Origin of the sequence: Parabacteroides sp. D25, from assembly GCF_000307475.1 — a bacterium.
GTDB lineage: Bacteria > Bacteroidota > Bacteroidia > Bacteroidales > Tannerellaceae > Parabacteroides > Parabacteroides distasonis.
Genome location: NZ_JH976502.1, coordinates 260,602 through 279,764 on the forward strand (window position 1 = coordinate 260,602; position 19,163 = coordinate 279,764).

Sequence of the window (19,163 nt, forward strand, 5' to 3'; positions counted from 1 at the left end):
CTTAAATCCTTTTATTTATTAGATGTATGGCAAACTCAAAAGAGATGACGGGGGGAGCTGTATTCCCTCTTCTATTCAGTTTCACGATGCCATTATTGCTCGGGAACTTACTTCAGCAGACTTATTCTTTGATTGATGCCGCTATCGTAGGTAAATTTCTTGGTATCAATTCGCTGGCTGCCGTGGGGGCCAGTACCTCGGTGATTTTCTTGATTCTGGGATTCTGTAACGGATGTTGCGCCGGTTTTGGCATCCCGGTAGCTCAGAAGTTCGGGGCGAGGGATTATGCGACGATGCGCCGTTACGTGGCGGTGGGGTTGCAATTGGCTACGGTAATGTCCGTGGTGATCGCCGCTGTCTCCGGTTTCTATTGCCGGGATATCTTGCGGGGGATGCAGACACCCGGGAATATCTTCGATGGGGCCTATGATTATTTGTTTGTTACTTTTATCGGTATTCCTTGTACATTCTTCTATAATTTGTTGGCAAGTATCATGCGGGCTTTGGGAGATAGCAAGACTCCGTTCTGGTTCTTGCTGTTCTCTACGGTCTTGAATGTTTTCTTGGATTTATTCTGCATCTTGGTACTAGGATGGGGCGTGATGGGAGCGGCTATCGCTACGGTTTTCTCGCAAGGGCTTTCCGCCATTTTATGTTATTTATATATGCTTCGGAAATTTCCGATCTTACGGGCTACTTCTTCCGAGGATCGAAGGTTTCATGCCGGGCTGGCCCGTACCTTATTGGCGATGGGGGTTCCGATGGGATTACAATTTTCTATTACCGCTATTGGCAGTATCATGTTGCAGAGCGCCAATAACGCCTTGGGCACGGCCTGTGTCGCTGCCTTTACTTCCGCCGCCCGTATCAAGATGTTCTTCATTTGCGCTTTTGAGAGTTTGGGTATCGCCATGGCTACGTATTGTGGACAGAATTATGGGGCGGGAAAGCCGGAGCGTATTTTGCAGGGAATTAAGGTAAGTGCGTTGATGATGCTTACGTATGCCGCTGCTACATGGATGATCTTGATGCTGGGGTCTCGTTGGCTGGCCTTGTTGTTTGTGGCTCCATCTGAGGTCGAAATACTGGACTATACGGAGCAGTTTTTGCATATTTCTTGCTGGTTCTTCCCGGCTGTCGGGCTACTGTGTATCTTGCGTTACGCGATACAAGGGGTAGGTTTTAGCAACCTTGCGATGCTCTCGGGTGTTTCAGAGATGATCGCACGTATCTTGGTGAGCTTGTATGCGGTTCCCGCTTTTGGGTTCTTAGGCGTTTGTTTCGGTGATCCGTTGGCTTGGGTTGCCGCTGACTTATTCTTGATACCTGCGTTTTTGTATGTTTATAAAAAGATAAAGAAAAGATTAGATGATGAGAAAGTATCGGTGTCCGCAGTGTGATATCCCTTCTATGTATGTAAAGAATGCGGCTGGGGAACGTCTTTTAGTGTATGTTTACGAGAATGGGGAGGTCGTTCCCAAAGACCCTGCCGCGGATCTGTCCGGATTTGACTTGACAGAGGTATTTTGCCTAGGATGCTCATGGCATGGAGCACCTAGGAAATGCCGGTGATTTTTGTATCTCTATCCTCTCGGAAGTGATAGGATGCGTGAATGCTAGATATTCAGCGTGCAGATAGAGCCGTTCCGCCTTTCGTCCGTAAAGCTCGTCGCCAAGGATGGGGCAATGAAGACCTAGGGGATGGGCGGCGTGTACCCGTAGCTGGTGGGTACGTCCGGTTTGGGGATAAAAGGCGATAAGGGTTTTTCCGGAAGTCCGTTCCAATACCCGGTAGCGTGTAAAGGCAGGTTTCCCGAATTCTTCGCTTACGATTTGCCGGGGTCTGTCCAAAGGATCGGGACATAGCGGAAGACGGATCTCACCCTCATCTTGGGGAACTTCACCCTCTAATAAGGCGATATACCTTTTCTGGATGGTTCGGTTCTTGAATTGGGCTTGCAGGTTCTGATGCGCTTCTTTGGTCTTGGCGGCGAGTAGCAAGCCGGATGTCGCCATATCCAAGCGATGTACGATAATTGGGCCGGTGGCATCCGGATAAAGGATACGCAGCCTGTGATAGACGGAGTCTGCGTCTCCCTTGCCGGGGACGGAGAGCATACCCGCCGGTTTATTGACGATCAACAAATAGTCGTCCTCATAAAGGATATCCAGCTTCGTCTCCCGGTGAGAGTCCGCCAATAACGGATTCTCATCTACCTGTAATCCCTGTAGCATATGGTTGAGGATCGGCTCGCATTTTCCTTTGCAAGCCGGATAATAATATCCATGGTGCCGGATCTCCGTCTTGGGAGAATCGCCCCACCAGAACTCTGCCATGGCGATCGGCTCCAACTGATGCTGGTAGGCGTATTGCAAGAGTTTAGGGGCGGCGCACTCACCCGCTCCGGCAGGCGGCGCACCTTGGTAGGTAGGGGCGAACAGTTCGCATAAGTCCTTCACTTCGCTCCGGGCGTTCAGGATTCGGAATTGTTCGAACAACTTGCGTTGCAAGGCCGCCGACCGTCGCTTGCGTTCTTGCTTCAGTTGCTCGATCTCCTGCTCAAGCCGATCCACCTTGGCTTGATCCTCCTCCAGTATAGACCGCAATGATTTCTTGGTTAGCTTGTGAGCGGCTTTCATGTGTTGGCTCTCTTTAATAAGAAGTGCGGTCTCTTCTTCCGTGAGAGGGAACTGCCGAAGTCGGTCGCGCTCCTCTTTCCTCTTTTTCATCAAGTCTTTTGCGGCCTGTAATACGAAATCGCAGTATTCGATCGTGCTTTGTAACCTCGACCGTGCGTCTTCGAGAGCTGGAGAGGCTTGCAGGGTTCGGATACGGGCATTGACCTCATTGATCCGCTCCTCCTCTTGCCGGAAGAAACCATCCGGTTGTAATAGGTCATAGATCGGGGGGACGAAGAATGGATGTACATTCTTCCCTGCTAGGTTACCGGAGAACGCGGCCAGATAGCCGGCCTCTCCGGCGGGAGTACGAACCACCAATACGCCGAACATTTTTCCGGCTTGTAACTCTTCCCGCCATTCGGTTCGTTCTTTCAGGTATGCCTGTGTTTCCTCAGCCGCTATTACGCATAGAGGATGCGGTGTATAGTGAAAAGGATACGTGAATCGTTCCGGTAAGGGGATCGATTGTATCGGTTGGGCAAACGTGTGAAACTTAGATTCCATCATTCATTTTTTAATAGACAATAAGCGTAAACGGCCGGTGCCGTAGGATCTCCCTCTTGATACAATCCCGGACGGGAGATACGATCCCATTGGATCAACGACCGGGTCTCTTTCGCGGAGAGAGCTTCGCTGACGATCTCGTTCCATGCTTGTCCGTCCTTACTCCAGTAGAACGTGCTATGCGTACCGTCGGTCACTTTCATCCGTAGATATAAAGGCGAGGCGGGAAGAGGAAGATCGGCCAATGGATGTTCTTTCCCCTCTAGGATATATTTCAATATCAAACGGTCTCCAGCGCATCCGCAGGTGATTAGGTTATTTGCGTCTCCGTACATCGTGATTCCTTTCCAACTGTCATTCCGGTTTACGATCGCTGTTTCCAACGTGTAATCCGGGGAGGTTGGGCGTAAACAAAGTGCCGCTCCGGTCTTTACGCCGGGTTTCGGTGTTCCGGATAGAGATAGTTTACCGTTCTTGATCTCGGTCTTGACATCCGTGTAAGGATAGTTCCAACTCCATTCGGGACGCAAGGTAGCACCGGTGAAATCATCCGAGAAATCGAATACCGGCACTTGTGCGGACTCGGCAAATGGCATGGGTTGCGTGCGGCTCGCGTATTCCTCGGTTACGAAGTGAGGCCAATGATCCTCACCCATTCTCACCTCTTGCAGGTAAGGTTGGCGACCTTGGTAGAAGCCGCTTCCCGGCTGGTAAGCGTGGCATAGGTAATACATGCGTCCGTCCGGTGTAGTCGTAATCGTTCCGTGACCGATGGAGAGAACCTCCTTGCTTCCGTGCAAGATCGGGTTCCCTTGGTATTTCTCGTAAGGACCTTCCAGCTTTTTCGAGCGAGCCACGGATACGGCGTAATCGCTCTGCGGGCCGCAACAGCCTCTCACGGAGTAGATGATATAGTAATATCCGTCTTTCTTGAACCAATGCTGACCTTCCATACCTTGACGCTCATCGTCACGCAGCAGGCTGAAAGGCTTTCCGTCTAGGCGAAGCCCATCGTCCGTCAACTTACAGGCCAATAACTCTATGGGTTGGTTATCCAATCCATAAGCCTTCCAACTGATGTAAAGTTTGCCTTTGTCCTCCAAGATAAATGCGTCTATCGCTTCCTTCCCAAACTCTACCACCGGGCCGTAATCCTTGAACTTGCCCGTAGGTGAATCCGCCACGGCGACACCGATGCACGAGATGTTATCCGATTGCTTCCGGGCCGTATAATAGACATATACCTTCCCTTTATGCTGATACCATTCCGGAGCCCAGAATGAGGATTTAGTCCATTCCGGCTTCTCGTCGAATACATGTCCGGTTTGCTGCCAGTTCACCAAATCGGTAGAGGTGAAAACCGGATAATAAGGGGCCCATTCCGAGGAGGTGCCAGTGATATAGTAAGTCTGGTCGATCCGGATAATGGAAGGATCGGCTACGTCACCGTGGATCACGGGATTGGTAAAATAGGATTCTTGTTGCGCTAGTCCTGTGGCCAAGGAGGCGGCACAGAAGAATAGTGTGAAAATCTTTCTCATGTTTTATCGTATTTTTTTTAAGATATTCTTACGTACGGTTCGCAAAGAGATTTGTAGTAAATCGGGTTCCGCCAGATCAAGTAGTGTCTTATACTCCTGTAATAGCTCTGGAATGGGACGGCATAACTCATATCCCAGTTTCATGCAAAGCGTTTGCACACCGGGTAATTCCTTCGCTGAAAGCATCCGGTCTAGGCAGAAGTTCAGGAAATCCACCCGTGGGGGATTCGCTTGAGGCTGTCGTAAAAGCAAATTCAATAGAAGACGTCGTTTACCGGGATGCTTGCAGACCAGAATCTCGTTTATCAATTCATCTTGTTTATCGTATAGCCATTTATTCTTATCTGCGGAAAAATGGCTACAGGCCCATAACGCTTGATAACCGATGGTCTCGTCCGGATCGAAGATCAAACCGTATAGTTCCGATTTCCGTTTCTGGCTTCCTTGCACATATCGCAATATCTCATGGATATCCTCTATGTGGATGCGGTCAGATAATCTCTCTCTTAAATCCATTTACAATATTGAATCTTATATCTTTCGATCTTTTATGCCGTAAAGTTATAGTCTTTTTAGCAAACTTTCTCTAATTCTCTTACTTTTGTTCCCATTCGTTTCATCGGCGTATACTTCATCCCATGCGTCACTTGTTCCTCACAGACAGGCTCGAATCCGAGCTTTCTGTAGATGGGGATTGCGTAAGAAGAGGAGTTAACCGTCATTTCTGATACGGGCTGATTTAAGATCGCGGTCTTGAACAATTGTTTACCGATTCCTCTTCTATGATAAGACGGTTTGATAAAGAATAAGGAGATATGTTTTCCCTCGTTTTTTGTCGCGATTACGCCAATTAAAGACTCTCCATCGAAGGCTCCGTAGAAGGTTAATTCATTTACTAGTTGCTTATTATAAATGAAATTCTTGAAAGTTTCCAGCCCCTCTTCATCGAAATCCTTTCTTCCGCATTCGATGAAAACGTCCAGAGATAAGTCTAATGCCTTATCGTATTCATTTGCCGGTAATTGTCGAATTTCCATAGATATGTTATTCTTTTTGATTCTCTTCTAGTTTCTTATCTGCTACCAATTCAAAATGATGCGCATCAATGAATTGTCCGTTTTTGTAACAAGCCTTTCTGAAAATGCCGGTCTTCCTGAATCCAGCTTTTTCTAATACTCGCATGGAGGCCGGATTATATTCGTAGACCGTGGCGAATATACGAATAACCTCCGTATGCGCGAAATAATACTGGATGGCCTCGGTTAACGCATCCGAAACAATTCCTTGATTCCAGTATTTCTCACTAATCCAATAACCCACTTCCGCATTGAAACGCTCTACGTCCGTACCTCTCACAAAACCAATGTTACCAATAGCCTCGCCACCAACCGTAATACAAAAATCCGATATATCTGTTTTCTCCTGCGCTTGTTTGATGAAGAAGCGGGCATTCCCTTTTGTATAAGGATAAGGTAATCCATCCCGGCAGTTATCCCAGATTTTCTTATTGTTCAAATGGAAGGCTAGGGATTCGGTGTCTTGATCTTCCCAGCTCTTGAGCGTATATAAATCCTTTATTACTACAATCATAAGATGTTGTTTTTACGGGATAAGGACGGATTCTCAAGATAATAGCACAGGTGGTCATATATTTGCCCATTATACATTAACTCTGCTTGATGAAGCCGTCCTTCGTATATGAATCCATTCTTCTCTAATACACGTTGTGAGCGTTGATTGTGAGGATAACAATTCGCCGTGATCAAATGTAAATTCATTTGAATGAACCCATAATTCAATACGGATTGCACTGCTTCTGTCATGAAGCCTTGTCCCCAACACTCTTCTTTTAGCCAATAACCCAGCATGCGAGCATGTGGGTTTTCTCTTTTGGAATCAGGAATGATGCCAATGGAGCCAATGACTTGTTTTGTCTCTTTTGATACGATAGCCCAAACCCCTTCTTTCCCGATAAAAATGGCATTTAGAACATCGATTGTCTCCTCGATCGTTTCATGAGGTTTCCATCCGGCGTTATTGCCTAGGTTTGGATTCTTACAGCTCTCAAAAACATCAGGAGCATCGCTTTCGCTGAAAGGACGGAGCACAAGACGGTTGGTTTCTATGTTCGATGTTTGTGTCATATACGGATGTTTATTTAGTCGAGATAGATCATTTTCTTGGTCATCCCACCGTCAATCGTAATATTCTCGCCATTAATGAAATCGTTTTCCTCTTGACAGAGAAATAAGCACATACGGGCGATATCCTCCGGCTTTCCCACCCTTCCGGACGGATGTTGAGCATGATCCTCCGGACGAAGCTGGTCGTAATTGTTATTCTGTATCCAACCGGGAGCGATAGAGTTTACCGTGATATGCCATTCCGAGAGCGATAAGGCCAACGCATGTGTCAAAGAATAGATACCTCCTTTAGAGGCGGCGTAACCCTCGCTACCGGGTTCACTCATCAAGTAACGGGTAGAGCAGATGTTGATAATCCTGCCGTATGGATTGGGGGTATCGAGAGATTGCCGATGGAGCGCTAATTGGCGGGAGGTGATAAACGCCGGGCGTAAGTTTATGGATAGTATCTTGTCGAAATCCTCTACGCTTGTTTCCGTGATGGGAGAGAACTGACTGACACCTGCGTTGTTGATAATGATATCAATATCTCCCCACTCCTCGATGATCTTTCGCAGGCAATCTTCTAGTGCGGTTTTATCACTAACGTCCACGAGATGGAATTGTGTCCCGGTTTGTAGGGCAGTCTCTTTTCCTAAGGTCTCGTTCTTGTCGCAGAAGGCCACACGATGTCCGGCTCCTCTGAAAGCCCTTACAATCGCTTTCCCGATCCCCTCGGCTCCACCGGTGATGAAGACTCTTCTTGTTTTATGAAGTGTCTTCGTTGTATGCCCCGTTCTAGTGCCGGAAGTCTTCCGGGCTTGGTATTCTGCGTACTTATTTTCCAGATAATTGTCTGCCATGATTCAGTCACTATTAAATGAGGACAAATATAGTTGTTTTCTGTCGAACCGATTTCTTTTAGTCGATATTCTGTTTGGGATACTAAAATAGAACCGGAAATTGCCATCTAAATTGCTTGTGGATTTGTTTTAATAGAAAAGTATTGATTATGAGAATAGCGATCAGCGGGGCAAGCGGATATATCGGTCAGCATCTTTCATCTTTTTTGGAGGGAAAAGGATATGATGTTATCCCTTTAGGGCGGGATTTGTTTAAGGAAGATTGTTTTGATGAATTATGCCGATGCGTGGAATCCTGTGAAGTCGTCATTAATTTGGCGGGCGCTTCCATTAATAAACGTTGGACGGAGGCTTACAAACAAGAGTTGTATGATAGCCGTATTTGCGTGACCAGACAGTTGGTGCATGCCATAAACACGAGAAGCGTGAAACTTGAGTTGTTTATTTCGGCCTCCGCCGTAGGTTATTATCCGGCTTTCGGGGAATATGACGAGTATCATGATTGCCGGGGAATGGATTTTTTGGCCCGGTTGTGTGGGGCGTGGGAGGAGGAAGCGTCCGCATGCTCATCGGATGTGAGGCTTGTCATTACCCGTTTTGGTGTCGTATTGTCTGAGGATGGAGGGGCCTTGAAAGAGATGCTTCGTTTGCAACGCTTCTCACGGGTAAGTGTCGTGATCGGTAACGGGCAACAGCGTTTTCCATGGATCAGCCTGTTTGATCTATGCCGCTCTTTTGGGTATATCATACGGAATAGGCAGATGAGGGGTGTGGTAAATTTGGTTTCTCCAGACCTTATCACCCAAAAGCAGTTGGCTCATACGTTAGCGAGAGCGGATAAGATCCGTAGGATCATCCCTTTGCCTGAGTTCTTTTTTCGGCTGAAGTTTGGCGAGGGAGCGTCGTTCGTGACAAAAGGGCAAACCGTCCATCCCTCTAAATTACAGGAATCTGGGTTTACATACATTTATCCAACAATAGAGAAACTTATGAATATAACAGATCATCATACCGTACCGGAACTGGATGTTAAACGGTATATGGGGCGATGGTATGAAATCGCCCGTTATGAGAATCATTTTGAGAGAGGCATGACGGATGTGACGGCCACGTATACGTTGCTTCCGGACGGAAAGATCCGTGTGGAGAACGAAGGATATAAAGGCGGCGTTCACAAGAAAGCCACCGGTCGTGCGAAACAACCGGACCCTAAAAATAATCCCGGAAAATTGAAAGTGGCTTTCTTCTTATGGTTCTATGCGGATTATTATATCTTAGAACTTGATGCGGATTATCAATATGCGGTGATAGGAAGCAGCACGGATAAATACCTCTGGATCTTGAGCCGTGAGAGGAACTTACCGGAGGCGGTTCGGGAAGATTTACTGGGGAAGATAACGGAACGTGGGTATGATATCTCTAAATTGATTTCATGAGCTGATGTATAAAGGGGTAAAGCCGTAGTGATTACGCCTTTGCCCCTTTTATTACTCATATTGGAAAACAATCTTAACAGAGGCGATCTGAGAGAGTTCCTTTTGCTCACATGATAGGCTTTACGATTTCAATTTTAAGGCCAAGCGCATCAATAATACGGAAAAATAAACCAACTCCCGGTTCTATGATTCCTTTTTCAATTCTTGATATATAGGTCTTATTAGTTCCTACTTTTTCGGCCAACTCGGATTGTGTCATTTTCTCTTGCTTCCGTGCGTCACTAATAATTTGCCCCACACAATAAGAGTATGCTTCTTTGCGAAACTCCTCTCTTTCTGGTGAGCCAACCTTGCCGTATAATTTATCTAATACAGCGTCCATACTCCCGATCTTAGGATTTGCTTGCATAATATTCATTTTTTTTCCATAGTGCAAATATAAATTAAGTTTACATATATAACAACTTTAGATAGACTTTTCTTTTATGTTTTCAGTTGCTTCCCATCGGAAAAGGCATTTCCTACCTTTTCGCCCACTCTCAAATAGTCGTTGTTGAATGGATCAAAGATGATGGGAGCGGCTTTAGCTACATTCACCTTGCCGTTCTCATCAAGTACACGCTCGTCAACACTGACATTTACGATCTCGCCACGGAGTATGCAAGTATCCGGATCGTAATCTTTCAATTTACATTCGATAGCCACGGCCAATTCGTCGATCAACGGAGCATCTACGAAGTCCGATTTTGTAGCGTGAAATCCTGCTTTGGCAAACTTGTCGGTAACTTTATTGCCCGACACGATACCTACATAATCACAAGCTACGACATGATCGGCATCTGCCATGCTTACCGTGAAAGCTCTACGCTTCAGGATATTCTTAACTGTCTTGTGACCGGCGCTAAGACACATGCTGATCTCATTCATCTCACTGATACCGCCCCAAGCGGCGTTCATCGCATCGGGAGTTCCATCTTCTCCATACGTGGCGATAATAAATACGGGTTGCGGATAGCTCAAAGGCTTCGCTCCAAAATTCTTTCTCATAATCATTTATTTTTTAGTCCAATTCTTGATATCTTCTTCTGTCACTCCGTTCATCAACTTCCCTTTTTGCCAGTTCACATCCGGATAGGCTTTCCGCAATTCGCTCTCTGCGTTCGAGATACTGCTGCTGCCTGATGTGGCGAATGGGATAACGGTTTTACCCGAGAGATTGTATTTTTCCAAAAAGGTGTTGATGAGTCTTGGGGCTTGATTCCACCAGATGGGAAATCCTAGGTAAACGGTGTCATACTCCGCTAGGTTCTTCAAATCATCGATAATGGCCGGTCGTGATGTAGGATCGTCCATCTCTACGCTGCTGCGTGAGGATTTATCCCGCCAGTTCAGATCGGCGGAGGTATAGCTTTTCTCAGGTTGGATCTTGTGAAGATCACCGCTGACAATAGATGCGACTTGTTGGGCCGCTTTTTCAGTATTTCCCGTTGCCGAGAAGTAAGCCACTAAAACTTTTGTCCCTTCGGCAGCCTTTTGCGCATAAGAGGCGATACATACCATTGAGACCATGACCATGAATAATACGATTCGTTTCATACTTCTTGAATTTTTGTTGTTTTTATATTCATTACGAGAATGCTATGTATTTATGGCGATAAAGATAGGAGAGAAAAATGAAACAGTTTGTACCCAAATTACTGATATATCTGATATTTTTGGCGATACGATCCTTATCTTTGTAAGGCGATTAACTAAAAGAAGAAAATATCATGCTTGCGTACACTTATATTGAACAAGGGAAATTTGAATTGCGGGAGAAACCGATACCGGAAATACAGGATTCATGGGACGCTATCGTACGTGTGACTTTGGGTAGTATCTGTTCTAGCGATCTTCATATCAAACACGGTAGCGTACCACGTGCGGTACCCGGAATAACCGTTGGGCATGAGATGGTTGGTGTGGTGGAAAAGGTGGGTGCCGATGTTACTGCAGTCAAGCCGGGTGACAGGGTGACCGTGAATGTCGAGACCTTTTGCGGAGAGTGTTTCTTCTGCCGGCGTGGATATGTCAATAATTGTACCGATCCCAATGGCGGTTGGGCGTTGGGCTGTCGTATCGATGGGGGGCAGGCGGAGTATGTCCGGGTTCCTTATGCGGATCGAGGCTTGAATCGTATCCCAGATACGGTTAGCGATGAGCAGGCTTTGCTGGTCGGTGATGTGTTAGCGACAGGTTTTTGGGCTGCCCGCATCTCGGAGATCTCAGAGGAGGATACGGTTTTCATTATTGGCGCTGGTCCTACGGGGATCTGTACTTTGTTGTGCGTGTTGTTGAAGAAGCCACGACGTATTATTGTTTGCGAGAAGTCTCCGGAAAGGGCCCGGTTCGTTCGCCAGCGTTATCCGGAAGTCTTGGTGACAGATCCCGAAAACTGTAAGGAATTTGTTCTTCGTAACAGCGATCATGGCGGTGCGGATGTCGTATTGGAGGTCGCGGGGAGTGAGGATACCTTCCGCTTGGCATGGGATTGTGCCCGTCCGAACGCCATTGTCACCATCGTAGCCCTCTATGATAAACCTCAGCTTCTTCCTTTGCCAGACATGTATGGCAAGAACTTGACTTTCAAGACTGGTGGGGTGGATGGCTGCGATTGCGCCGAGATTCTTAACCTAATAGAAGAAGGTAAGATAGACACGACGCCTCTTATTACCCATAAGTTTCCATTGAGCGAGATTGAGGAGGCTTACCGTATCTTCGAAAACAGGTTGGATGGGGTTATAAAGGTGGCGATTGAGGGGAATCTCATCAAACCTGTCTTTGTTTTGCCGCATACACCTTGATTCTCTCCTCGCAACATTGTCGCGTGATATCCCGGAGCCGTTCTACTTTGGGTATAAGCGCCTCGATATCTTCTTTAGTGACGCGGAAGTGTAAATTATAACGAGCTTGAACGTATGCGTCCTGCAGCAAGTCGAAAAGTCGTTTCTCCTCTTCCGTATCCCGGGGAAAGGCTTCGGATGACTCTAGGGAATGCGTTTTGGCTCTGCCGGATAACGTTATTAGGCTATGCTCTTTGGGACTATACAATGTAAAAGTCAAGATTATGCTGTTGTAATAATTCTCACAAGCTTGATGAAGGTGGAACGATGCTATTTTGTAATCCTGATCCTTGTATGAATATCGGGCACTACGTAAGAAACTATTCGCACGTTCAAACCTGTCGTTGTAATACTCCTCCGCCAACTCTTTTATTTCGCGATAGTTCAGTTTACGACGGCGGGCCAGCTTATAACGACCGCTGTTGTAAAGCATGATACCCTCTCGCTTGATATCAGTATAGAAATATCGGTTTTTATCGATGGCTTTATTCAGATCGTCGATGCTCTCGTCTATAAACTGTACGGTGGTGGATACGTATCTGTTCTTCCCTTTGTAGTAATTATCGGTGGCCTTACTCAAGATGTGATTGATAATATATCTTTGGAAACGGGTACTGGTAACTACCAAAATATCATAATCGCTCATAAAACAGGTGCGGATACCGTATTCGATGCGTTGGTCGTAGTCAACGTATGTATTCCGGGCATAACTTCCGTAGAGAATGATCATCTCACAATCGGGAAGTACTTCCAGTACGCACTCTACAATTCTTCTGAGGTCATCCCGTTTCTGTTCGGGAAGGTAATTGATGGATGTTTTCATTCTTCGTTTATCTATGCAAATTGTTTGTAATCACTTTTTACTTTCAATGAACATTGTTCTGTCCCGATAGCCTTTACGATAGCTAAAAGCGGTGCGCTGAACTGTTCGGTTAGCTTGTTCGGTACTTGTTCGGTCGACTTGTTCGGTTGGCTGTTGTGGGGTCATGATTTTCTCCCATCATTAAGTTTCTGAAAAATGCGATCAAGAAACTCATATCCGGTTCAACGTCTTTTCGCACATTTCTATAATTCGTACGAACCAGCGCATTGCGGAAGTACCAAGAGTTGTCGGCAAACAGATCATTGTTCACGTCAAAACCGATGCTACGTAAATGCTTTATAGCAAAGACCGCCGTAGTACGAGTGTTATCCTCACTACTACGGATGTATGATGTGAAATCTATGTCCATATGTATCCAATCATGATTATAAACAGGCAATAAAGATATAAAATATCCTGCTATGTGATAGTGAAAAGATGAAGAAGTTGTATTGGCTCGGTCTTTTACGTATTATGAGTTTCCTGTAACATTGAATTTATAAAAATATCTACAATATCTACCACTCTATTATATACTTTTTGTAAATGAGAGTATTATCTGTTGGTTGTAGATGTCCAAACATCTACAATTATTATTCAATATCTACCATTTATTATTGATTTTTATACAATTTTCTTTTCGTGTGAAGGAAAAAAGTGTTATATTTGAAGAATACTGAAAATCTAAAAGATATGATAGAAAAACTCGATTACGCTATGGTGCCGACAGGCTTTGTACATTGTTTTAATGAAAATTGTAAGAACGCCAACCGCTGCTTGCGGCATCAAATCGTCCGTTTTATCCCCGATACGCTTTGGGCGGTGAGCATCGTGAATCCCGCACGTACCAGTCCTACCGGAAAGTGTGCGGCTTTCATGGCGGATACTCCCGTGCAATACGCTGTTGGCATGGATCACCTATTAGACCAGATACCTTATCTGGAGGCGAAACGCATCAAGCAACGTCTGTTGATGACATACGGTAAGAATAAGTTTTATCAGTTTAAGCGCAAGGAAAGAACCTTCTCGCCCGAAGACCAACAGTATATCCGTCAGGTCTTTCGGGCGTACGGAGTAGAGGATGAACCAGTCTTTGATGCTTGGCAGAGTGGCTACCGATGGACGAAGGGATAAGAGCTGATAAGAGTTTCCCTTAGGAGAACAAAGAGTTTCTCTTAGGGAAAACAAAAGTTTCTCCTAGAGGAAACAAAAGTTTCTTTAGGAAGAAACAAAAGTTTTCCCCTAATAAAACTTTAGTTTTTCTATAGGAAAAACTGTAAGCATAAGTTATTCAACTTCTTAAATAATATATTAGACATGAAAATAACCAAGCAAACAGCCTATCGACATACCGTCGCACAACGGGCGATGCGTATGGAGGAGATCGTGGCATGGGTAAAGGATGAGCGGACGAGGGATAAGCTTGCGCTCTTTCGAGAGAAATTAAGGCGGGCTTATCCCGACAAACGGTATCCGTTTACCCGGAAATTACCTCTGTTGCTCTTTGCCGGAACTTTTCGAAAAGGCGAGTTGAAGGAGTATAATGGCTGGATTTTGCTGGAGATCAATCGATTGAAGAGCATAGAAGAGGCTTTGTCCTTGAAACAAAAAATAGTGGAATATCCGCAGACACTGTTCGCTATGATCGGCTCTAGCGGACGGAGCGTGAAGTTCGTGGTGGCTTATACCTATCCCGACGGGTCGCTTCCCCGTTCGCGTACGGATGCCGAGGTTTTTCATGCGCACGCTTACCGACATGCGCTCAAGACGTATGAGCCTCGCCTTTCTTATCCCATCGAGCTGAAACGTCCGGTGCTGGAGATGGGCTGCCGCCTCAGTTATGATGCCGATGTGTATTACAATCCGGACGCCCTTTCCATTCATCTGGAGCAGCCTGTGGCTATGCCCGACGAAAGCGCCTACCAGGAACGGTTCGAAAAACGGGTACCGGTACTGGTAGAGAGTGCCGGGCAGACGCTTTATGACCAATACCGTTACGTTGCCATCCAATATGAATTCGCTTTGCAGCGGGCTTTGGAGGAACATGGAAGTTTGAGCATAAAGGTGGATTTCAAACCTTTGTTGGTCACTCTTGGAAGACTTTGTTTCGCGGCTGGGGTAGAAGAGGAGGATTGTGTGAAGTGGACGATGCTTTATTTGGGGAATCTGATCTCGGAAGTGGAGATCCGGGAGACCTTGAGGCAGTCGTATCGGTTAGCCTCCGATTCGGACTTTGGTTGTACGTCCCTTTACAAGCCGGAGCAACTACAGAGCTTGAAAATGGAGGAGTTTATGAACCGCCGTTACGATTTCCGGTACAATCTGATGTCTGGCGGACCGGAATATCGGGAGAAAAACACCTTCTGTTTTGACTATCGCCCCGTGACGGATCGTGTGCTGAACAGTATCGCCTTGAATGCCCAGAAAGAAGGATTGCAGCTATGGGACAGGGATGTACGGCGTTTTGTCTTTTCAGATCGCATCCCGGACTATGCGCCTATCGAGGACTATTTGACCCGCTTGCCCGTGTGGGATGGCAAGGATCGCATCCGTCCGCTGGCCGCACGCATCCCTTGCGACAACGTACGGTGGGAACAGTTGTTTTACACTTGGTTCCTGTCGATGGTAGCGCACTGGCAGGGGCGTGACAAACAGCATGGCAACAGCCTTTCCCCGCTCTTGGTGGGCGGGCAGGGATGCGGGAAGTCCACGTTCTGCTTCAACCTGTTGCCACCGGACTTGAATAAGTATTACACGGACAGCATCGATTTCAGCAAGAAGCGGGATGCCGAGCTGTATCTTACTCGTTTCGGATTGATTAATATTGATGAGTTCGACCAAGTGAGCGCGAGGCATCAAGGCTTCTTGAAGCATCTGTTGCAGAAGCCGGTCGTAAATGTGCGCAAGCCTCATGCTACGCAGGTGGAATCGGTGAAACGTTACGCTTCCTTTATCGCTACGAGCAACCATACGGATTTGCTGGGCGATCCTTCCGGCAGCCGCCGTTTCATTTGTATCGAGGTGAAAGGGATGATAGACAATGCCCAGCCTATCGATTATCTCCAGCTCTATGCGCAAGCGGTTGCCGCCTTGAATAATAACGAGCGTTATTGGCTGACGCATGAGGAAGAGGTCTCGCAGATGCAAGCGAACGAGGCGTTTCAACAACGTCCTTTGTTCGAGGATCTGTTTTTTCAATATTATCGTCCCGCTTCGCACAAGGAGGAAGGTTTGAAGATCTCTGCCGGAGAGATCTACCTATCGCTGCAAAAAAAGAGCGGCGTAAAACTTCCGATGAGCAATGTCTCCGTCTTTGGTCGCTTCTTGAAAAAGATAGGGCTAATGACACAGTTGGCGAGTAGGGGACGGTTGTATTTAGTGGTTGAAAAGTAGTAAATGGTGGTAGATGTAAGTTGTTGGTGGTAGATGTTTTATTATCTACCACCATTAGATAAGTGATTTATCCCACTTCTGGATCTTCCCAAACACCTGTTTTGTTCATTCGATAGCTTCTCTCTATCTTTTGGGAAGAGTCTGCCTCCAGCGCATAGAGTATTTCACGACAGAACTCCAGAGTTGCAAATCCGTTGGCGGTAATAATGTTTCCGGCTCTGACAGCCGGTTCATCCATATAAAGATTTTCACCTGTATAATTAACCCCCGCAAATTGTTTGAGGTAATCCAATCCGTTGCTGGTATGATTTACATGGTTCAAGAAACCGTGTATACCAAGAAAAACGGAGGCGTTACAAATACCGGCCACCAGCCTCTTCTTCTCGATGGCCTCTTTTACCAGAGGAACAATGGCTTCGGCTTCCGGGGTGAACCAGCTCATGCCACCTATTAATACGATCCCTGCATAATCGGCCGGAATGTCATGGATCTCATAGTCGGGCAGCACCTTGAACCCTCCGATCGATACAACCGGCTCTTTCCTGATAGATACGGTTTTAACTATATATTTGCTTTCACTTCCGGGCTCAACACCTAAATTGAGGTTGGGAGCGATATAAGCCCCTTCCCAATCGGCAAAGTCTTTTAACAAGACGAATAGAATTTCTTTTTTCATTATTTATTGTATTTATCGAAGTTATACTTCTTTCTAATCTCGTTTTGCTCGTCAGGCGAAAGAGATTTGAAATATCCTTTCCAACCTGGGCAGAAGTTTATGTGCCAACGCCAAAAGCGTCCCATTAATGACTGAGGACTTTTATCGTATTTTTTCCTTAGGGGGCAGTTGTTGCAGTTACTTTTTTGCATGGATGTTACAGAATGCTTGTTGTTTACAAAGGTAGTGCTTTTATTGGAATTGCTTTATTTCAATCTTTGTTTATTATGATAATATACCCCATCTGATATAATTGCCAATATTTATCGTAATTTTGTATCCGAAATGGTATACGAAGTGCATCTATCAGCCACGGTCAAAATGTTGCTGTTAAGAGAACGGATTGGCAGGTTTTCATCGAAATAACAAATATAGAATACTGATTATATATTCGTGTAGGTAAGGAACCCCCTTGCAGGCTTCGTGAAGTGATGAATGTTTGGAGCTTTGCTTAGAAAAGTTCGAAAGAATACAGCAACTAGACAGGTCATTCAAAAAAGTTAGCGAATAGTTAATTGGTTCTCAATAAAATTCAGTATTTTTGCACTCACAATTGAATAAAAGCAATTAGCAAATTACAATGCTGCAGAATAGAGTGAACATATTAGTAAACACATTATGTCGAAGCACAGTATGCTTTGAGAGTATGTCGTATGTTCATACTTTAGGCATTGAGTCATTCGGTAAATTCAAAAACACTTTCCAGCGAACGTTTTATAGACAGGTAGGAGTACATTAGGTGCAGGTATTCCTATTAAAAAGATAAATTGAAGCCGTTGAAAAGTCCTTACTAAATTTTTCAACGGCTTTGTTTTTGCCCATTGGTGACGTTCGCATTATGCGCTCTACTCCGTCATTTCCGTCCATGGGCATTGAAAACTTCAGTTTTATTAACCAGCGCAGTGATGTGCATAAAAAAAGAAGATTATGGATTACAAATTCAACGGAAGCGGGGTATTCTTTACATCTGATACCCACTTCAATCATACCAATATCATCAGGTTCTGTAGCAGGCCATTCAAGGATGTAGAACACATGAATGAAACACTTATTGCCAACTGGAACCGTGTGGTCGGTCCGGATAATATCGTATTTCATCTTGGCGACTTCTGTCTTGGTGGCTCTGCTGAATGGACAAAGATACTCAAAAGGTTGAATGGGAAAATCTATCTCATAGCCGGTAATCATGACATGAAGAACTTGAGGCAGAATTATACAAAATATTTCGAACTGATCACGATGCAGATGTACATCGAGGTGGATAAACAGAAGATTTATCTGAATCATTGCCCGTTCCTTTGCTATAGCGGCTCATACGATGATACCTGGCAGCTTTTCGGCCATGTGCATACAAGCAGGAATAACACTGGAAAAGATAAGCCTCGCCTTCAAATGCTTTTTTCTACACAATATGATGTGGGAGTTGACAATAACGACTTCACTCCGGTTTCATTCGCACGGGTAAAGGCTATCATAGAGAAACAGGTTGAACTATCAAAGAAATGAGAATACGATACATGAGTGATCTGCACCTATGCCCACTTTTCAGGTATTTGCGCCTTGTCATAAAGATTCGGTGCTGAACAGTGCCTTTGCGAGTAACTATGGAGACTTGATAAGCAACAACCGGATTGATGCCTGGATATACGGTCATTCACATACGAATATTGATGCAGAGATTGGTGGAACCAAAGTATTATCCAATCAGATGGGATATGTTTTCCAGAACGAGCATCTTATGAATGGGTTTGATTCGGGAAAGTATGAAAATAAAGAAGATTTTTTTCGGGATTGGCATTCATTCAACCCGATGGAAACACGCTGGTTTCATGTCGCTTCTTCCATATACATGGAGGGAAGGGCAATCCGGTTTACAGACCGGAAATATACCCGTTTCGTTGTTTCAAATTATTCTTCGTATGTTTCGGATAATAATGAATACTATAACGATGAATGGCGCAGGGAAACTATTACCCGTATTTTTGCCTATCTGCGCAGACTGGTGGATGCCGTTATTGCCGATGCTGATGGCTTCAATGAATATGTAGCCGGCAATCTTCCATATCAGCAACGGACAGGAAAGATAGCACGGAAGGATTTTAACAGGATAGAGCCGCGATTCAGGATTGAGTCGAAAGACAGGGAAACTTCCATAAAAGCTT

At 45.5% G+C, this 19,163-nt stretch carries 20 protein-coding genes and 1 pseudogene; 8 read left to right on the forward strand and 13 right to left on the reverse strand.

Annotation, left to right across the window (positions count from 1 at the left end):
- Positions 1–26: 26 nt before the first annotated feature.
- Together HMPREF0999_RS07955 and HMPREF0999_RS21810 are read left to right on the forward strand one after the other, a co-directional pair.
- Positions 27–1,400 carry an MATE family efflux transporter gene (locus tag HMPREF0999_RS07955; RefSeq protein ID WP_029257212.1) on the forward strand — a complete coding sequence of 458 codons (1,374 nt, stop codon included), beginning with the start codon at positions 27–29 and terminating at the stop codon, positions 1,398–1,400.
- Positions 1,369–1,572, forward strand: a complete 204-nt coding sequence (locus tag HMPREF0999_RS21810) for a hypothetical protein (RefSeq protein WP_009018039.1) — start codon at positions 1,369–1,371, stop codon at positions 1,570–1,572. Before HMPREF0999_RS07955 ends, HMPREF0999_RS21810 begins: the two co-directional genes overlap by 32 nt.
- Here the strand turns inward: HMPREF0999_RS21810 and HMPREF0999_RS07960 are convergent.
- Genes HMPREF0999_RS07960 through HMPREF0999_RS07990 form a run of 7 tightly spaced genes read right to left on the reverse strand, consistent with a single transcriptional unit; the run spans position 1,540 to position 7,713 of the window.
- Positions 1,540–3,186 (reverse strand): RluA family pseudouridine synthase, encoded by a 1,647-nt coding sequence (locus HMPREF0999_RS07960; protein WP_009275633.1) that lies wholly within the window; start codon positions 3,184–3,186, stop codon positions 1,540–1,542. The two genes, HMPREF0999_RS21810 and HMPREF0999_RS07960, sit on opposite strands and share 33 nt — an antisense overlap.
- The gene (locus HMPREF0999_RS07965; RefSeq protein ID WP_009275634.1) at positions 3,186–4,727 is read right to left on the reverse strand and encodes a family 43 glycosylhydrolase; all 1,542 of its coding nucleotides are present in this window, start codon (positions 4,725–4,727) and stop codon (positions 3,186–3,188) included. Before HMPREF0999_RS07965 ends, HMPREF0999_RS07960 begins: the two co-directional genes overlap by 1 nt.
- Before the next feature lie 3 nt (positions 4,728–4,730).
- A complete protein-coding gene (locus tag HMPREF0999_RS07970; RefSeq protein ID WP_009275635.1) occupies positions 4,731–5,243 on the reverse strand; it encodes a hypothetical protein in 513 nt (170 codons plus the stop codon).
- Positions 5,244–5,299: 56 nt separating this feature from the next.
- On the reverse strand, positions 5,300–5,764 hold the full coding sequence (locus tag HMPREF0999_RS07975) for a GNAT family N-acetyltransferase (protein WP_005854297.1): 465 nt from the start codon (positions 5,762–5,764) through the stop codon (positions 5,300–5,302).
- A gap of 7 nt (positions 5,765–5,771) precedes the next feature.
- Positions 5,772–6,317 carry a GNAT family N-acetyltransferase gene (locus tag HMPREF0999_RS07980; RefSeq protein ID WP_005854299.1) on the reverse strand — a complete coding sequence of 182 codons (546 nt, stop codon included), beginning with the start codon at positions 6,315–6,317 and terminating at the stop codon, positions 5,772–5,774.
- On the reverse strand, positions 6,314–6,871 hold the full coding sequence (locus HMPREF0999_RS07985) for a GNAT family N-acetyltransferase (protein ID WP_009275636.1): 558 nt from the start codon (positions 6,869–6,871) through the stop codon (positions 6,314–6,316). Before HMPREF0999_RS07985 ends, HMPREF0999_RS07980 begins: the two co-directional genes overlap by 4 nt.
- A gap of 14 nt (positions 6,872–6,885) precedes the next feature.
- Positions 6,886–7,713 (reverse strand): SDR family NAD(P)-dependent oxidoreductase, encoded by an 828-nt coding sequence (locus tag HMPREF0999_RS07990; protein ID WP_009275637.1) that lies wholly within the window; start codon positions 7,711–7,713, stop codon positions 6,886–6,888.
- A 149-nt stretch (positions 7,714–7,862) separates the two neighbouring features.
- On the opposite strand from HMPREF0999_RS07990, the gene HMPREF0999_RS07995 reads away from it, so the two are divergent.
- Complete coding sequence (locus tag HMPREF0999_RS07995) at positions 7,863–9,149, forward strand: TIGR01777 family oxidoreductase (protein WP_008773638.1); 1,287 nt, start codon at positions 7,863–7,865, stop codon at positions 9,147–9,149.
- 106 nt (positions 9,150–9,255) lie between these two features.
- Here HMPREF0999_RS07995 and HMPREF0999_RS08000 read toward each other — a convergent pair whose 3' ends face one another.
- The 3 genes from HMPREF0999_RS08000 to HMPREF0999_RS08010 all read right to left on the reverse strand — a co-directional run bounded on the left by HMPREF0999_RS08000 (position 9,256) and on the right by HMPREF0999_RS08010 (position 10,745).
- Positions 9,256–9,558 (reverse strand): helix-turn-helix domain-containing protein, encoded by a 303-nt coding sequence (locus HMPREF0999_RS08000; RefSeq protein ID WP_005864275.1) that lies wholly within the window; start codon positions 9,556–9,558, stop codon positions 9,256–9,258.
- Positions 9,559–9,632: 74 nt separating this feature from the next.
- Complete coding sequence (locus tag HMPREF0999_RS08005) at positions 9,633–10,196, reverse strand: flavin reductase family protein (protein ID WP_005864280.1); 564 nt, start codon at positions 10,194–10,196, stop codon at positions 9,633–9,635.
- 6 nt (positions 10,197–10,202) lie between these two features.
- On the reverse strand, positions 10,203–10,745 hold the full coding sequence (locus HMPREF0999_RS08010) for a flavodoxin (RefSeq protein WP_009018049.1): 543 nt from the start codon (positions 10,743–10,745) through the stop codon (positions 10,203–10,205).
- Positions 10,746–10,918: 173 nt separating this feature from the next.
- On the opposite strand from HMPREF0999_RS08010, the gene HMPREF0999_RS08015 reads away from it, so the two are divergent.
- A complete protein-coding gene (locus tag HMPREF0999_RS08015; protein ID WP_009018050.1) occupies positions 10,919–11,992 on the forward strand; it encodes an alcohol dehydrogenase in 1,074 nt (357 codons plus the stop codon).
- On the opposite strand, the gene HMPREF0999_RS08020 is transcribed toward HMPREF0999_RS08015, so the two are convergent.
- Both HMPREF0999_RS08020 and HMPREF0999_RS21820 read right to left on the reverse strand, forming a co-directional pair.
- Positions 11,958–12,854 carry a HEPN domain-containing protein gene (locus HMPREF0999_RS08020; protein WP_008773635.1) on the reverse strand — a complete coding sequence of 299 codons (897 nt, stop codon included), beginning with the start codon at positions 12,852–12,854 and terminating at the stop codon, positions 11,958–11,960. The genes HMPREF0999_RS08015 and HMPREF0999_RS08020 overlap by 35 nt on opposite strands.
- Positions 12,855–12,963: 109 nt before the next feature.
- Positions 12,964–13,263 carry a hypothetical protein gene (locus tag HMPREF0999_RS21820; protein ID WP_009275639.1) on the reverse strand — a complete coding sequence of 100 codons (300 nt, stop codon included), beginning with the start codon at positions 13,261–13,263 and terminating at the stop codon, positions 12,964–12,966.
- Between the two features lie 323 nt (positions 13,264–13,586).
- Here HMPREF0999_RS21820 and HMPREF0999_RS08025 point away from each other — a divergent pair, with 323 nt between their 5' ends.
- A complete protein-coding gene (locus HMPREF0999_RS08025) occupies positions 13,587–14,027 on the forward strand; it encodes a DUF6078 family protein (protein ID WP_008773634.1) in 441 nt (146 codons plus the stop codon).
- A 183-nt stretch (positions 14,028–14,210) separates the two neighbouring features.
- Positions 14,211–16,286, forward strand: coding sequence for a BT4734/BF3469 family protein (locus tag HMPREF0999_RS08030; RefSeq protein ID WP_009275640.1), 2,076 nt, complete (start codon positions 14,211–14,213; stop codon positions 16,284–16,286).
- A gap of 67 nt (positions 16,287–16,353) precedes the next feature.
- Here HMPREF0999_RS08030 and HMPREF0999_RS08035 read toward each other — a convergent pair whose 3' ends face one another.
- Positions 16,354–16,962, reverse strand: coding sequence for a type 1 glutamine amidotransferase family protein (locus HMPREF0999_RS08035; protein WP_009275641.1), 609 nt, complete (start codon positions 16,960–16,962; stop codon positions 16,354–16,356).
- A gap of 966 nt (positions 16,963–17,928) precedes the next feature.
- On the opposite strand from HMPREF0999_RS08035, the gene HMPREF0999_RS08045 reads away from it, so the two are divergent.
- Positions 17,929–18,507, forward strand: coding sequence for a metallophosphoesterase (locus HMPREF0999_RS08045; protein ID WP_008773628.1), 579 nt, complete (start codon positions 17,929–17,931; stop codon positions 18,505–18,507).
- Between the two features lie 28 nt (positions 18,508–18,535).
- Positions 18,536–18,766 (forward strand): annotated as a pseudogene (locus HMPREF0999_RS23220) (hypothetical protein); the annotation flags it as partial.
- Between the last annotated feature and the right edge of the window lie 397 nt (positions 18,767–19,163).